This window comes from Niabella agricola (genome assembly GCF_021538615.1).
Taxonomy (GTDB): domain Bacteria; phylum Bacteroidota; class Bacteroidia; order Chitinophagales; family Chitinophagaceae; genus Niabella; species Niabella agricola.
This window is the reverse complement of record NZ_JAJHIZ010000003.1, coordinates 4352039-4368033: the sequence shown is the minus strand read 5'-3', so window position 1 is coordinate 4368033 and position 15995 is coordinate 4352039. Positions and strand designations below refer to the sequence as shown.

The following is a 15995-nucleotide window of genomic DNA, read 5'->3' as shown; positions in this document are numbered from 1 at the left end:
TATATTAAAATCAATAAATCATTCCTTAACAAGAATCATTTCACGAATAAAACTCAACCTGTTTCAACAATATCCAGCCTGCATGATCTCCTAGAAAAACAAAATCAGCCCGCTATGACCCATAAAATCCTGTGGAAAATTTGAAAGGTCATGCAAAGATAAATAATCTCCCCGGATATAAAATTTTTGTTTTGGCCCGCGCTGCGTTTTGCAGCGCTATTTATTGACGGTAATTAATCTTTTGCAATCTTTTTATAGCTGGCAATGACCCCACGGATCAGCGAGGAGCTGAAGCCGCGGTGCTCCATTTCATTCAGACCCACAATAGTACAGCCCTTGGGCGTGGTTACTTTGTCAATTTCCTGTTCGGGGTGGCTACCGTGCTTCAACAACAATTCGGCAGCTCCTTTGGCCGTTTGTGCGGCTATAAGGTTGGCGGTTTTCGCATCAAACCCGATTTCGATGCCGGCCTGTATATTGGCGCGTATATAACGCAGGGCAAAAGCCGTTCCGCAGGCGCCCAGCACTGTAGCCGCGTCCATCAGTTTTTCATCGATCAGCGCTACCTTGCCCAGTGTATTGAACATATCTACCACGTAGGAAGCTTCTTTTTCGGTGGCATTGGCATAACTGATACAGGTAATGCTTTCCTGGATGGCAATGGCTGTATTGGGCATGGCGCGGAACACAGGCAGGTCCTTTTTTACCATCTCCTGCAGGTCGGATAAGGATACCCCGGTAATAACCGAAACGATCGTATGCTTTGTCGTTAGCTGTTTTTTAAATCCTTCAATTACAGCAGCCACCTGGAAGGGTTTCACCGCCAGGATCACCAGCTCGCTTCGCTTTACGGCAGCAGTATTGTCAGCGCTTACGTTTACACCTCTTTTCTCCAGTTCCTTCAGGGTGGCCGGGTTTCTTTTTGTAATGGTTATGGCTTCGGGCTTACAGAATTTACTTTTGATTAATCCTTCGGCGATAGCTGTGCCAAGATTACCGCCGCCGATAATTGCAATGGATCCCATTGTATATAATTGTTGTTTATTCGTAGTCATAAAAATAGTTAGAAAAATAAGTTGCCGCTCTTCAAATCCACAACGGATGCTTCCGGCTGGTTTTTTTCCATCCCGGCTATGCGGGTATACAGTACTGCTCCTTCCTGGCGCGGATAATACGGCACATAGAAGAAGACGGTTTGTCCTGCCGAAATACTCGTTGTAATAACGCCTCCTACAATTCCTCCGGCAATACCACCGATCAATGCATTGGTAAACTGTTGCTTATTGCGCTTTACCCTTCCCTCAAAAGATCCGGACACCACAATACTATTGCCTTCTTTTTCAATCGGAACCAACACACCATCATCACATTTGTACCATTCCCCCTCCTTGCAAAGTCCCCAGGGTTTTAATGCCTCCAGGGTACCGTCCGTCCTCTTTTCAAAAAAACTGACCTCTTTCTTTTTGTTTACATTCACCTCATAGCTGGTAACGGACGGTTTGTTTTGCAGGAATTCTTCGTACGACATCCACAGCCCGTTATCGGAAGTGATTGACGTAAGTATAGGTTGATTAAAGCGGTCAACCGCCTGCGCCGTAATATCAGCTGCAGCCAATAGCGCCATCGTGTCCTTTGGCATTTGCTGCACGCGGGAAACCAGATCAGCCAGCAGGAGATGAAAGGCTTTGGCGATACTTTTTCCATGCGATGCAGTTACATCCATACCTCCGCGCATCAGCACTGTATCAAAATCAGTGGCCTTATAAAACAACGATCCGTCGTTTGATAACCAGGTTTCTGCCTGAAGCCGGGTATAGGCTTTTTCTTTCATTGCGAAAGTGCGCTCATTGATCCGCAACTCCTTCACTACCAGCAATAATGTTTTACCTTGCGCAGTATAGGCGGATCGATAACGGCCATCAAAAAAGGTTTGAAGACAAGCAGTCATCGACGCCTCAGGCACTGCTTTTACCACTCTGTTGGCCATTCCTTTTTGCGCGAAGCCCAGGTAAGTACTATCGGGAAGCACCTGTACGACGCGAATTCCTGAAACCGGAAATGCAGCAAAGGGATGCTCCCCGTTACTGTCTTCCGGCAGTTTGATCACTGTTACATCCCGCTGTGAAAATGCAGGAATATGCAGGGCCAAAAATACCAGCACAAACACAGCTGTCAGTCTTGAAAAATCCGCCAACATTGCCTTATGTTTTATTGCAAAACGTTAAACCTGACACCAGGCACCCAATCATAAGCCGCCCATTGCTTCTACGGCTGTTTCCTTTGCCAGGTAGCCTTCAATAGCGGTATCATATTTTTCCTTCCATTCAACGATGGTGCCCCAGTCTTCATCGTTAATGGTTACGGCTCCGGAAGTTACCACGCCTATTTTTTCAAACGGCAGGCCGATCTGCTGCTCGAATGCCGCTGTTTTACCGGCTGCAACCGTTACTACCACGCGGCTCTGTGCTTCTCCAAACAGGGCTGCATCTTTACGGAGCGCCGCACTGGTTTGAATGTTGAAGCCCAGCTCACGGTTGAAGCCGCTTTCCAGCAAGGTAACAAATAAACCGCCCTCGCTGATATCATGCGCCGATTCAATGGCTTTGTTGCTGATGGCTTTTGCCAGCGACTGTTGCAGCGCAAATTCCTCTTCCAGCTCAAAGTACGGTGCGGCCGAGTGGGTAACCCCATGTATATGATAAAGGTATTCGGAACTTCCCAGATCCTCCGGCTGTTTTCCTACCACATAGATCGCATCGCCTTCCTTTTTAAAATCGAGCGTCATTTTATTGTCAATATCCTCCAGCAACCCTACCATGCCGATGGTGGGTGTTGGGTTTACGGGACCATCCGGGTTCTGGTTGTAAAAGCTTACATTGCCTCCTGTCACAGGCGTATCAAATTTGCGGCAGGCATCACCCATACCCTTAATGGCATTTACAAACTGGTAATACACTTCCGGATCATAGGGATTTCCGAAATTCAGACAGTTGGTCACACCCAGCGGCAGCGCTCCGCTGCATACCAGGTTGCGGGCCGCTTCGCTTACCGCAATCATGGCGCCTTTATAAGGATCCGCATACACATAGCGGCTGTTACAGTCGGTAGTAACCCCCAGGCCTTTCTTGGTACCTTTTATCGTAACCACCGCAGCATCCGAAGGCGCATTGGTAGAGGTATTGACCGTTCCCACCATACTGTCGTACTGGTTATAGATCCAGCGTTTGGATGCAATCGAAGGCAGGGTTACGATCTGCTCCGCCACGGCCTTCAGATCGGCGGGCTCTTTTACGGTAGCCGCGTCAAATGCCCGGATCTTTTGCAGATAGGCCGGTTCTTTATACTCCCGGTCGTACTGCGGGGCACCGCCGCCCAGCACCAACTCTTCTGCCGGCACGGAAGCTTCCAGCTGGCCATGCATATAAAAATTCAGCAAGCCGTCATCAGTTACTTCGCCGATCACGGCAGCAGGCAGGTCCCATTTTTCAAACACCGCTTTTACGTCAGCTTCTCTTCCTTTTTCAGCCACCAGCAGCATGCGCTCCTGGCTTTCGCTCAGCAATAGTTCCCAGGCCTTCATATCTTTTTGCCGGGTAGGTACTTTATCCAGGTCAATGCGCATGCCCACGCCACCTTTTGCGCTCATCTCAGCTGTGGAACAAATAATTCCCGCTGCGCCCATATCCTGCATGCCCACAACTGCGCCGGTCTGGATCACTTCTAAGCAGGCTTCCAGCAGCTTTTTCTCCTGGAACGGATCACCTACCTGCACGGCCGGCAGCTCCTGCACACTTTCGGAAGTAATGTCCGCAGAAGCAAAAGACGCCCCGCCGATACCGTCCTTTCCGGTAGCACTGCCCACAAAGATCACCGGGTTACCGGTTCCTTCTGCCGTGGCCGATACCGTTTCACCCGCTTTTACGATCCCTACGCTCATGGCGTTTACCAGCGGGTTAGTATGATAACAGGGGTCAAAATAAATTTCTCCACCCACCGTTGGCACACCAAAACAGTTGCCGTAGTGCCCGATCCCGTGTACCACGCCTGCCAGGAGATGCTGTGTTTTTGCCTCGTTGAGTTTTCCAAAACGCAGGGAGTTCAATGCGGCAATAGGACGTGCGCCCATGGTAAAAATATCGCGATGAATACCCCCCACGCCGGTAGCAGCTCCCTGGAAGGGTTCCAGCGCCGAAGGGTGGTTATGTGATTCGATCTTAAATACAACACCCAAACCGTCGCCGATATCCATCAGCCCGGCATTTTCTTCCCCCGCAGCCACCAGCATGCGGCCCCCGTCGCGCGGCAGGGTTTTCAGCCATTTAATGGAATTTTTATAACTGCAATGCTCGCTCCACATGGCGGAAAAAGCACAGAGCTCATTAAAATTAGGAGTACGCCCCAGTTTTTCCTTGATCAGTTCAAACTCTTCTTTTGTTAAACGCAGCTGTTCTGCGGTTTTTACAGTAATTTCCATTATATATAATCGCTGATTTTATGTAGTATTAAAAAATCGCAGCGAATTTACAAAACTACGGTCATTCTTAAGGAGAAACCTTCTGTGGAAGGCTTAACATTTTTCATCTGGTGGTCACACCGGGTTTATAGCCACAGAAGCGCTGAATCACTGAAAAGCATTACGGTGTTTCCGTACTTAGTGGCCATCTTTGCAATTATTGAATTATCATTGTATCCTTAAAACGCACAGTTGTGGAAATTTTTCTGTTTGCCGCATACCTCCTGCTTTTTACCTGGTGTATTCCCAAAATCCGCTTTTTCAGCAACAGCGGGCTCTCCGGGTTTCAGCTGGCCGTTCTTTTTCTTTTAAAAGTGGTCGCGGGAGTAATTTATGGCTGGATCAACTGGCGTGCGGGTGGTATCTCGGGCAGTACCGACACCTGGATGCTTCATATCGAAAGCCTGAAAGAAACCAAGACCCTGCTTACTTACCCCAGGCAATATCTTGTCAGTTTTTTCTACGATGGATCCGGCACCGGTTTTGAAAATTTTTTTACTTCCAGTGCTTCTTACTGGAACAATTTGAAAAACAACACCTATATCCGGATCGAGTCGGTATTTAACTGCTTTAGTTTTGGCAGCTACTTTGTGAATGTCATTTTTTACAGTTTCTGCGTATTTTTTGGTGTAGTGGCGCTTTACCGGGTCATGCGGCATCACCTGAGCGGCAGCCAGCTGTTGCTGATCACCGGCTGCTTCCTGGCGCCCTCTTTCTTGTACTGGACCAGCGGACTTCATAAGGATGGGCTTACCTTCCTGGCCCTCAGCACCATTATTTATATTTTTTATTTCCGTATCACTTCAAAAAAACCCGCACAGGGATTCCTGTTGTTGCTGGGCGCATTGCTGTTATTATTTGCACTCCGGAATCATGTATTGCTGGTTCTGTTGCCGGCCCTTTTATGCTGGGTACTGGCCCGGCGGTTACCGGCCCGGCGGGTGCTGATCTTTGCAGGGGTTTATAGTTTGGGGCTTATCTTCTTTTTTTCGGCCAAATACCTGCATCCTGCGCTCGATTTCCCCGCCATTGTTGCCGGTAAACAAGGGGCTTTCCGGGCGCTGACCGGCGGCCAATCCAGTTTAACAGTAGATCCCCTGCAGCCGGATGTTACAGGCTTTATACGCCAGCTACCGCAGGCGGCGGGCATTGTGCTTTTCCGTCCATTGATAACGGATATTAAAAAAGTGCTCGTATTTCCAGCTTTCCTGGAAGTACTGCTCACCTGGAGCTGCATCCTGCTTTTTCTGATTATTCCCCGGCAAAAAAGAAGTTTTAGTCCCTTTAGCCTGTTCCTGCTGGCATTTACAGTTAGTGCATTATTGATGATTGGTTATACTGTTAACAACCTGGGCGCCGTAGTTCGTTACCGGTCGATTCTTTTTCCCCTTTTCCTGCCTGTTATTTTAACCGGTATTCGCTGGGAGCATTTCATTAAAAAATAAATTTAAAAATAAAATAATATATTTTTTTAGAGGTAAAAACCGGGTTTCATTGATCATAGAATAACAAAAAGACAAAAATTTATCTAAAAAATAGAAAATTTTCATCACATAAATGCCGGTTTCCTTTTATTTTTGCAAAAATTATTTTTCAATGTCATTAAGATTCAACGCAATTTCCGAGCTGCATACCTACAATACAGATGTAGGTAAGATCACCCCCAAGATTACGGAGGTTTTTGGTTCTCATGTATTTGATTTGAAAACCGCGAGAAAGTTTTTAAGTGATGAAGCGTATAAAAGCCTGAAGGCTTCTATCAATGCCAGTCAGAAAATTGATCGCAATGTGGCCAACCAGATCGCTACGGGCATGCGTGCCTGGGCAGAAACCAAGGGTGTAACGCATTATACACACTGGTTTCAGCCATTGACAGGAACCACGGCTGAAAAACATGATTCCTTTTTTACATTAAAAGGAGATGGTACGCCGATTGAAGAATTTGACAGTGCTGCGCTGATCCAGCAGGAGCCGGATGCTTCTTCCTTTCCGAACGGTGGCTTAAGAGCTACTTTTGAAGCAAGAGGTTATACCGCCTGGGATCCGTCATCCCCTCCCTTTATCGTAGAGATCGGTTATGGCAGAACCCTGTGCATCCCCACGATCTTTATTTCCTACACCGGGGAGTCGCTGGATTACAAAGCTCCTTTATTAAAATCGATCGAGGCGTTGAATAAAGCAGCAGTAGATGTATGTAACTATTTTGATCGCAATATTCAAAAAGTAACCGGTACCCTTGGATGGGAGCAGGAATACTTTGTGGTAGATGAAGGACTGTTTAATGCGCGCCCCGACCTGGTTATGTGCGGCAGAACTGTTTACGGGCATAATTCCGCAAAAAACCAGCAGCTGGAAGACCATTATTTCGGTGCCATTCCCGAGCGTGTTTATGCGTTTATGCGCGATTTTGAAAACGAGTGTTACAAGCTGGGCATTCCGCTGCGTACCCGTCACAACGAGGTGGCCCCCTCCCAGTTCGAATGTGCTCCTATCTATGAAGAGATCAACCTGGCGGTAGACCACAATACCTTATTGATGGATACTATGAGCCGGATCGCTCCCCGCCATGGTCTGAAAGTACTGTTCCACGAAAAACCGTTTGCCGGCATTAACGGAAGTGGTAAACACAATAACTGGAGCCTTGCAACCGATACCGGCGTAAACCTGCTGGCTCCGGGCAAAACCCCCAAGACCAACTTAATGTTCCTTACCTTCTTTGTAAATACAATCAAGGCGGTACACGATTATGCAGATATCTTAAGAGCTTCTATTGCTTCAGCTCCCAACGATCACCGTTTGGGCGCCAACGAAGCACCTCCAGCCATCATTTCCGTATTTATCGGAAAATATCTGTCGCAGGTACTGGAAGAAGTAAAAGAGCGTGTTTCTGACAAAATGGATGAGCAGGATGAAAGCATGCTGAAGCTGGATATCCACAAAACGATCCCGGAATTGTTTATGGACAATACCGATCGTAACCGGACCTCTCCTTTTGCCTTTACCGGAAACAAATTTGAGTTCCGTGCGGTTGGCTCTACTGCAAACTGTGCAAACCCCATGACCGTATTAAATACCATCATGGCGCAAACACTGAAGCAGTTTAAAAAAGAAGTAGACGCGCTGATTGAAAAAGGTGAGAAAAAAGAAATCGCCATCATGCAGGTAATCCGCGAATACATTGTTGCCAGCGAAAAAGTACATTTCGAAGGCGATGGTTACAGCGAAGCGTGGGAAAAAGAAGCGGAAAAAAGAGGGTTACCCAACCTGAAAACAACGCCGCTGGCCCTGGATGCAATGGTTACCGAAAAAAATAAAAAGCTGTTTGTTGAAAACGGCATCTACTCCCTATCTGAACTGGAAGCAAGACATGAGATCGAACTCGAAAAATACATTAAGAAAGTACAGATCGAAGGTCGTATCATGGGCGAAATGGCAACCAGCATCATCCTGCCGCCGGCGATCCGTTATCAAACACTTCTGGCCAATAATATCCGTGGCCTGAAAGATGCAGGTGTTCCGGAAGAAGCTTACGCCAATCAAAAACAGATCCTGGATAAGATTTCCGAGCACATCAACAAAGCCAGCGACCTGGTAGAGCAAATGATCGAAGCACGTAAGATCTGTAATGCTATTGAAGATACGCGTACCAAGGCCATTGCATACGAAAGCCAGGTAAAGGCAAAATTCTTCGACCAGATCCGTTATCATGTAGATAAGCTGGAATTACTGGTTGACGATAAAGAGTGGTACCTGCCGAAATACCGGGAGCTGCTGTTCATGCGATAAGAAAGCCACCCGCAATAAAATAATCAAAAGCCGTCTCTTAAATATGAGGCGGCTTTTTAAGGTTTAATGAATATGTTGTAAGGATCAACTGTATAAATGATTTACCGGCGCCCGTTTTCCTGGTATCAAACCTGCTGCAATTTGTTACATCGGCCCGAACGGTAAATTTTTTGGTTGGCCCACTGTTCCGAAGAAGTTATGCACCGCTTTAAACAGGGAGCAGGGGCTGATTCCACCACCGCGCTTATTATTTAATTTCGGCCGAGAAGTTGCTAAGCCATGAGTTCGAAATCCCAACGGTCATCGTCTTTAAGTTCATCCAATATTTCAGGTGCGCAGCGATATCCGTTACTGCAGCATTGATGGAAACAGTGGCATCCGGCGGGGCCGGCGTTCTGCCCGGAGGCACATTGGGATCCAGTTTCACCCAGCGGAACGACCCGTTCAAGACCATATCGGATCCGGTAGGCGCATAATTGTATGCCACATTACCACTGGCTTCATCCAGCGGCCACCAGCCAGTCAGGTTCTTATAATAAGGATGCCGGCTATAATCAACCAGGTTTACATAATTCTTAATAATGCTGTCCGGCAGGGCCGTATTAAAATAAACCAGGTCCGCCGCATAAAACTGCATGGGGATCGATGCATCTACTTTTCTGAATCCCAGTTTAAAGGGTTCAGCCGGGTTGCTGAAATCAATCAGGCTGAGATCAAAAGCACCTCCCCTGTTATTGCCGTCTACAAACATAGTAACCCTTCTGTTGGTGCTGCTGGTATACCGAACCTGCATGGTATAAGTATGCCATTGATTCACTGATTCGCTGCCACTCACCGCAGTTTGGGGAGCTTTTTGACTGCCACTGCCAAAATTGGCCTCATATTGTACGGCCCCATTGCTTACATTTAGCCACATCCATCCCTTAATACTGTTTTGAATATTTCCGATTTTAGGCGACGACTTGGATATAATCCCAGGATAGGTCCTTCCATCCAGGTTGTACGTGCGTACCTGCACCGTAAACTCGTCCGGTAACTTGGGGTCGTAGAGTTCGGGGTTGGGTACATAGGCATAGGTACTGGTATCGTCATTAAACAATACCGTAGAATAGCCTACTTTTTTCACTTCCTGCCCGCTAAAAGAGGGATACGCACAAATTAAAAAACCGGGCAAGGGGTTGGCAACGGCCCCCGGGTTGGAAGTAACGATCACCAGCCATTGTTCCTTGCTTTTGCCAGGCCGGGCATTCATGGCTTGCAAAATATTACCAATATACCCGTCGGCTTTTTCAAGGGCGGTTTTATATGCGGGGTTGGTGAGCGAATAATTGCCGGCGGCCTTGCCCGCTAGTGCCACCTCATTAAAATTGACCACCATCAGCGAAAGACTTGTATCGCGGTTCAACAAACGGACTGCCGAGTCCTTTACCACGGCATCATTTAGTACGCCATAGCTGTAAGTGGCCGTTCGTTCGGCATACCGGGCCAGGTTAGCCCAGGGGGTAACCAGGGCCGAAGTATAACTGGGTTTGTTGATGTTTAAGATTCTGAAAATATCCATGGCATAGGGCACCCTGCCGCCGCTGGACGCGGGGTCTGTATTCTTATACTCAAAACTGCTATCAGTAATACCATGGGTAACCGGTGTTACGCCAGTTAACAGCGAAGCCCAGCTGGAGCCGTCCGTAGCGGGTCTGGGAAGTCTGGCCTCGGCATAACTAAACTTGGCCGTTTTGAGAAGCGCCGCAATATTCGTAAGCCCGGTTGCTGCTTTTAACTCACTACCCGGCAAACCATCAATACTAATGACCAGTACCTTGCGTTTAACGCTGTCGGCATTCAACTCCTGTTTTTCAAAAACAGGAGCTACATTGGGGTATTTCTTACAGCCGGCCGCCAGTGCAACAGCGATCCCCATTGCCAGGCAATAGTTCCCTATAATCAATTGTCGTTTCATCCGCAATATTTTTTCGATGGCTTGGTGTAGTTGACCAATCCCTGTTTACTGATTTTATTAAAACGCCTGTATCTCCGCCATAACAGCATAAGTATTACTATAGCCGCTCGCAAACACCAGTTTTATAAACCGCCCGGTTACCGGGGTCGTAAAATTAACCCGTTGGGTACTGTTATTATTCTGGAATACACCTTGCGCGGCCAGGGTCATACCAGCCTCGTCTGTAGTATTTCCAATATAAATCTTATAGTCTTTTGGTATATTCCTGCAACAATCACTCTGCCTTGGGGTGAATATCATTCCGGAAACCGGAAGTGCCTCGTGCATATCGATCAGGAACCAGTGTGGAAATGCGGGACCGCCGCCCTGCCATTGGGTGTGCCAGAAAGTACCCACATTGCCATCAATTGCCGATATCGGCCAGCCGTTGGGAGGTCCTTCACCATTGGGCTCATATGAGTCTGCCGAAACCGTCCACAGCGCCCTTGAAAAAGGCAGACCGGGCAAATTGAGTACGGTGGAATCGCCTCCCGTTTTGGTAAGGGGGTTATACTGCCATATATTTTTGGTGAGCATCACCGGGTACTTAGCAGCCATCTCCGATTGCTTTGTGGGGCTAATATTAATCCCCCAGGCCCGGAAGAAGAAAATACAGTTCAGGCCGGTATACTCGCAAAGCGATTCATACAAGAAATCCTTGCGGGCATCGTCATTAATGAATATGCGGAGCGGTGTATCACGGGTCTTTTTAAAAATATACGTCATAAAACCATAACCATCTTTTGTATTGTCTGCACTCTTAAGCTTTTCAAAGATTTGCAGGAAGGGTATGGTCTTCCGGATAGCACTGTTCAGCCGGGAATCATTATCAAAGCTTTTGGCAAGGTTGGTAGCAGGGTTAATGGTGGGGTCATTCGAAAAGCGCAACGCTTCAGTTACTACTTGCGCATTAAAGAGTTGCGGGTTAAACCCGGTCATATCGGTAATGTTAAGCCTTTTGGCGCGCTCAAACAAAAACAGGTTACCCACGGAAGCCTGGAATAATCCGCTCCAGATCCATTTGGGCTGGGCATACAGTAAACCCAGCGCTGTAACCATATCCCACGACTGGCTGACGCCGGTTATTGTTTCGTCATTTACCGCAAGCAGTTTGTGCATCCATTCGTCGGTGTTTAAAGCAAACAACGGGTAGGCTCCTGTGAGGTAAGAGGGCTGGGCATCCAAGGCTGTACGCCAGGGAAATTGTGGCGACCGATGTGCCGGATCGACCGACCCTGCAGTGAGCCCCGCCCAGCCATTAAAGTCGGTTTGTATCATATTATCCCACTGCTGCATCACCTGTACAGGGTCAAAATCCGGATGCAGGGCCAGGTAAGCTTTCATTTTGTCTACGGGCAATGTAAGCACCATGGTAGACGAAGCCAGCTCAAACCAGGGCACTCCCGAGTTTTGAATAGCCTGCTTCCAGGCTGCAGCGGCAGTAGTGCCCAATACAAAATCAGGACTTTTGCAGGTGCCCGAAAAACTGAGTGCAACCGGGTTCTCGACCGGATATGACGGCAGTATATACACATGTCCCCCAAACAGGTTTTTGATTTTATTGACACCAGGGAAGAGCTCCTGCCTGGTAATGATACGAGAATAACGCATGTTGCCGCTAACCGTATTGGACCAGATTCCCACCTGGCAGCTAAGCCCGGTAACCCCGGCCGGAACAGTAATGGTAATTTCCCCGCCTGGCGGCGCATACATACCTGTACTGTAAATGCGGCTGGTGCTGTAACCCGGCTCCACATACATCATCAGGTAGCTTCGTTGCGCCTTGAGGTAATTGAGGTTCAGCACCACCTGGGCATTCTGCAGCCTTGCCTCACCCGGTTCCACCAGGCCCGGAAACATCCGCACGTGCTGCAAAAAACTGTTATCCTCATTTTTACCGGAGGTATCTATCGTTACATTTGTTTTTAACGAGTCTACATTATACCCATCCGGTATATTAAACCCATATTTCTTACAGCCCGATACAAGGATGACAGATACAGATAGGATAGCCACTAATAAGCCATGTACCCTTTTCATTCTATTATTTTTAAATTAAATAATTCGTTTTTGACCGATTACTGAGGTGGAACAACATCCGTATACCCGGTGCTCCATATCCTGCCACCCAGCCCCCAGGAGTCCGGCGTACCAAAGCCCATCCATTGGTAAATGAGCATCGGAACATCCAGACCCGTAATGGTAGCTTTATAAAAATTGCTGTTCGGATCGGGGCATACGCCTTTTGCCGTTTCATTGAACTTTGTAAAGTTGGCTCTTTTTGAAGGGTCAACCACGATGGCATCCTGCCCGGTGGGTGATAAATCTTTTACCACATTACCGGAGAGGTTGTTAAGCTTGTAGTAGGCAACCAGTTTGTTCAGGTAAGGGTGGTCGTCCGGGATGTAGGACTTACAGGAATATTTGGCCACGTCCGCATCCGTAAACGCTACATTCCAGTACCGCAGGTCCGTAATGTAACAGTTATCGGAATAAATATTCATTTGAGGAAGCGCATCTGTGGGCGGGCCGATATAAAACTTTCCCTTCGAAACAATGCTGGTTGCGTTTCCCGCATCATATTCCCCTTCCGTGGTGGCCCGGGAGCCCTGCCGGTCGTTGATGGTACGCAATGTGCCATCCATGTAAAATTTAAACTTGATCAGGTTGCTGTTTGCCGGCCAGTTAATGACCAGTGCAATATTGTGCCATTGGCCATCGTCTCCCGGCCTTTCTGCATCATATTGGCCGTTATTGCCTTCATCGTGCCGGTCGGCAGTTGCAAAGTTGATGAATAGCTTGGTATTGTTGCACCAGCCGGCGCAGGTCATAATATGCCAGCCTGCCGCCTGGTTATCGGTATTGGTTTGTGCCCGCAGCGTACCAAAAAGGTTGTAAAAGCCCTGACCATTGATTTCCGTTTTATAATTGGTTGCCGGCACTTTTAATTTAAATTCAAGGGTGCGCTGGGTTCCTTTTATCAGGTCAAAAATATGTTTGTCGTCATTGCCATACACCCGTACCTGATTGGCGCCCGTTCCCTGCAGCTGCAGCACCGAGTCGATATAATTGACATAGCCTGCTGTAGAAGCCGGTGCCCCATTTGGATTTACCTGGAGTTCTTTAAACCGGGGGCTGCTGAAAATAACAAAATTGTTGCGCCGCGAGTCTCCGAAATAAGTTGCCGCTGCCGCCGTGCCGGCATATTTATTTACAGTTCCGTTTAAATTGGAGGCCACTACTACCAGCCAGTTTTCCTGCTTATAGCCAGTTCGTTTTTTCAACGTAGCCATAATAGCTCCGATATAGCCATCCACCCTATTTACAGCATTGGAGTATTCCGCCGTAGCAGCCAGGTATCCGTATTGATCGCCTGCGGCAGCAATGCTATGAAACTGGCCTACCACAATGGTTGCCTCCGGTTTGCCCAGTTCGCTCATTACATTTTGTGTTACCTGCTCATCGTTATTCTCGGTAAGCGTATTTACGGTGGCATCTTTTAATAAATACTGGCTAAACAAGGCAGATGCAGCAAACCCGGCAATACGGGTGCCTGCGGCCATCGTTTTTATTCTTGAAATAAAAGTGGGATACTGACTAAAGTTGGCCGATTGAAAATTCACACCCACATTGGTTTTATCGGTAGGAATTCCCGTCATCATATTCGTCCAGGTAGCGGGCAAAGTAGAATCCGGAGGAAGCCCACCGCTCACGCCTACCCAGCTATATACGCCGTTGGCCAGCAGGGAACGGATATTCGGAGGGTTTAATGCCTGGATTTGTTTCCCTTCTGCCCCATCCAGGATCAGGTACAGTACTTTCCTGTTTAGAGCAGCGCCCTGTGCCGAATCGGGATAACCGGTCCTTAACTGGTTTTGCTGATCAGGAAATGTCCGGTTGCAGGACATGATCGCATACAATGAAAGAAAAGCAGCCATAACAGCAAAGGCTACACCCGTACTTATCTTTTTATTTCTTTGATTCTTCTGCATAGCATACCGCTTATAAAATGAATAAAAATGCCCTATGGCGCTATTTTCAGCTGCACAATGTTGCCCACCCGCGTGTTGTCGAACAGGCTGATCGACCCAAAGATCATCAGTTTATCCGCCGCCACTTCATAGATGCCATAAATCGTTCCTGAGAAGGCTCCGGAGTTGTTGTAACCACTGGCCAGGGATCCATCGGCATTTAGGATGGCAAATCCCTGCCGTACCACACCATCATACTTGTTAAAGCTTCCGGCAATAATAACCTTGCCGTTGCTGAGCTGGCCGGCATACGTAACAAGGCCGCCATCATAAGATTTCAGCGTAAAAGAAGGATCTGCCGTACCATCCTCGTTAAGCATCACGACCCCTTTGGCCGGCCGGTTATTAAACTGGGTAAAGTTACCCGTCAGCAATATCTTTTTTGTGGTGGCATTGTAAGTAATCTTAAAAATGGTACCGTTGGCACCAGAACCTATGGCCGATGCAAAATCGGTATTGATACCGCCGGTACTGGTCAACGCCATAACGCCGGGAACCGCTGTAACCGGGGCTGCCGGGTTGGACGGTGTATTGAGTGCGGTAAATGAACCGGCCACTACAATCGTTTTATTGCTCAGCTGAACGGCATCATTGATATCCCCGTTCAGGTTGGGATCATACTTCCCGGTTGCTGGAATATAGCTGTAATTATAAGTCGTATCAAGACGGCCCGTTTCAATCTCGCTCAGGCTCATCCGCACAAAGTTCCGGATAGGTCTGAAATAGGGATAGTAATTTCCCTTAATGGAGTTGGCATAATCCACACGGTAGTAGGAATCAAAATTGCCCACTGCGATTATTTTATTGGGATCCACATCCTGGAATATACGCACCACGTTGCCGTTAAACAGGCGCGCATTAAAATTGGCTACGGTATCTGTATTGTTCTGCGGTGCATTTTCCGGATCAGGGTTTTGCACAGCTACGGTAACACTGTCGATCGAAAGGTTGGTATTGATTTGAGTGATATTGGAAACAGAAAAACGCGATGAGTAATACCCACCAAAATTACCACCGATCACATAACGCGTTTGGCCCAGGATGGTTACCGGAAGCAAAGTAGCTATACCGCCCGATGCCCCCAAACCAGCATTACTGGTCATAAAATTACCACCCGGGTTTATTTGGGCGATACGGCCTAAAGGAGTACTTTGGTTATTATAATTGGTAAAACCGCCCATCAACAGGTAGTTGTTATCTGCTTTTTTAAACACACTGCTTACATAACCATTGGCGCCCACAGTAGAGGAGGCGTTATTAAAATCGCGATCGATGGAAACCTTACCCGTAATCGTGATCGTGGGTCCGTAATAAAACTGTCCGTCGGCCGTGGCAATGCTTCCCGGTCCGGAGGATGCGCTCGGAGGAATTTTTATAGACAAGAGGCTGTCGGTAGCGCTTACAATGGTGGCCGAAATGCCATTCAATAAAAAACGGTAACCGGCCGCAAGCTGTTTTATGCCTGCTACCTGCAGCGTGATGGTATCTCCTTCGCTTCCCTGGATAACAGTGCCCGGCTTGCCATAAAAGCTGATTACAGGCTGGGGATGCGGCGGGTAAGGCTCGCCGGCTAATTCAGCTTTCTTAACACAGGCCGTTACCGATAACAGCAATACTCCTGCGGCTATTAACGGTACTAGATATATTCGACGAAGCATATTCATTTTAA

General features: G+C 47.8%; 9 protein-coding genes. 2 read left to right on the top strand and 7 right to left on the bottom strand.

The annotated features are described in order from the left end of the window. Positions 1 to 233 precede the first annotated feature (233 nt). Genes proC through purL form a run of 3 tightly spaced genes read right to left on the bottom strand, consistent with a single transcriptional unit; the run spans position 234 to position 4474 of the window. Positions 234 to 1055 (bottom strand): pyrroline-5-carboxylate reductase, encoded by an 822-nt coding sequence (gene proC / locus LL912_RS23570; RefSeq protein ID WP_235556083.1) that lies wholly within the window; start codon positions 1053 to 1055, stop codon positions 234 to 236. An 8-nt stretch (positions 1056 to 1063) separates the two neighbouring features. Continuing rightward, entirely contained in the window at positions 1064 to 2197 is a 1134-nt protein-coding gene (locus LL912_RS23565; protein ID WP_235556082.1) for a hypothetical protein, read from the bottom strand. A 48-nt stretch (positions 2198 to 2245) separates the two neighbouring features. After that, positions 2246 to 4474 carry a phosphoribosylformylglycinamidine synthase subunit PurL gene (purL, locus tag LL912_RS23560; protein ID WP_235556081.1) on the bottom strand — a complete coding sequence of 743 codons (2229 nt, stop codon included), beginning with the start codon at positions 4472 to 4474 and terminating at the stop codon, positions 2246 to 2248. Positions 4475 to 4707: 233 nt separating this feature from the next. Between purL and LL912_RS23555 the strand changes: the two genes are divergently transcribed. Together LL912_RS23555 and LL912_RS23550 are read left to right on the top strand one after the other, a co-directional pair. Continuing rightward, entirely contained in the window at positions 4708 to 5958 is a 1251-nt protein-coding gene (locus LL912_RS23555) for a hypothetical protein (protein WP_235556080.1), read from the top strand. A gap of 151 nt (positions 5959 to 6109) precedes the next feature. Then, the gene (locus LL912_RS23550) at positions 6110 to 8299 is read left to right on the top strand and encodes a glutamine synthetase III family protein (RefSeq protein WP_235556079.1); all 2190 of its coding nucleotides are present in this window, start codon (positions 6110 to 6112) and stop codon (positions 8297 to 8299) included. Positions 8300 to 8546: 247 nt separating this feature from the next. Here the strand turns inward: LL912_RS23550 and LL912_RS23545 are convergent, their stop codons facing one another. From LL912_RS23545 to LL912_RS23530, 4 genes are read right to left on the bottom strand one after another with little or no spacing between them, the layout of a single operon-like run. Then, a complete protein-coding gene (locus LL912_RS23545) occupies positions 8547 to 10256 on the bottom strand; it encodes an alkaline phosphatase family protein (RefSeq protein ID WP_235556078.1) in 1710 nt (569 codons plus the stop codon). A 57-nt stretch (positions 10257 to 10313) separates the two neighbouring features. Continuing rightward, entirely contained in the window at positions 10314 to 12335 is a 2022-nt protein-coding gene (locus tag LL912_RS23540; RefSeq protein WP_235556077.1) for a discoidin domain-containing protein, read from the bottom strand. Between the two features lie 38 nt (positions 12336 to 12373). Then, positions 12374 to 14287, bottom strand: coding sequence for a DUF4983 domain-containing protein (locus LL912_RS23535; protein WP_235556076.1), 1914 nt, complete (start codon positions 14285 to 14287; stop codon positions 12374 to 12376). 32 nt (positions 14288 to 14319) lie between these two features. Next, a complete protein-coding gene (locus LL912_RS23530) occupies positions 14320 to 15984 on the bottom strand; it encodes a hypothetical protein (RefSeq protein WP_235556075.1) in 1665 nt (554 codons plus the stop codon). Positions 15985 to 15995 lie beyond the last annotated feature (11 nt).

Bases quoted from the DNA above. Each gene is read 5' to 3' on its own strand.
- proC (WP_235556083.1), bottom strand. From the start codon at position 1,055: ATGACTACGAATAAACAACAATTATATACAATGGGATCCATTGCAATT.
- LL912_RS23565 (WP_235556082.1), bottom strand. From the start codon at position 2,197: ATGTTGGCGGATTTTTCAAGACTGACAGCTGTGTTTGTGCTGGTATTT.
- purL (WP_235556081.1), bottom strand. From the start codon at position 4,474: ATGGAAATTACTGTAAAAACCGCAGAACAGCTGCGTTTAACAAAAGAA.
- LL912_RS23550 (WP_235556079.1), top strand. From the start codon at position 6,110: ATGTCATTAAGATTCAACGCAATTTCCGAGCTGCATACCTACAATACA.
- LL912_RS23545 (WP_235556078.1), bottom strand. From the start codon at position 10,256: ATGAAACGACAATTGATTATAGGGAACTATTGCCTGGCAATGGGGATC.
- LL912_RS23540 (WP_235556077.1), bottom strand. From the start codon at position 12,335: ATGAAAAGGGTACATGGCTTATTAGTGGCTATCCTATCTGTATCTGTC.
- LL912_RS23535 (WP_235556076.1), bottom strand. From the start codon at position 14,287: ATGCAGAAGAATCAAAGAAATAAAAAGATAAGTACGGGTGTAGCCTTT.
- LL912_RS23530 (WP_235556075.1), bottom strand. From the start codon at position 15,984: ATGCTTCGTCGAATATATCTAGTACCGTTAATAGCCGCAGGAGTATTG.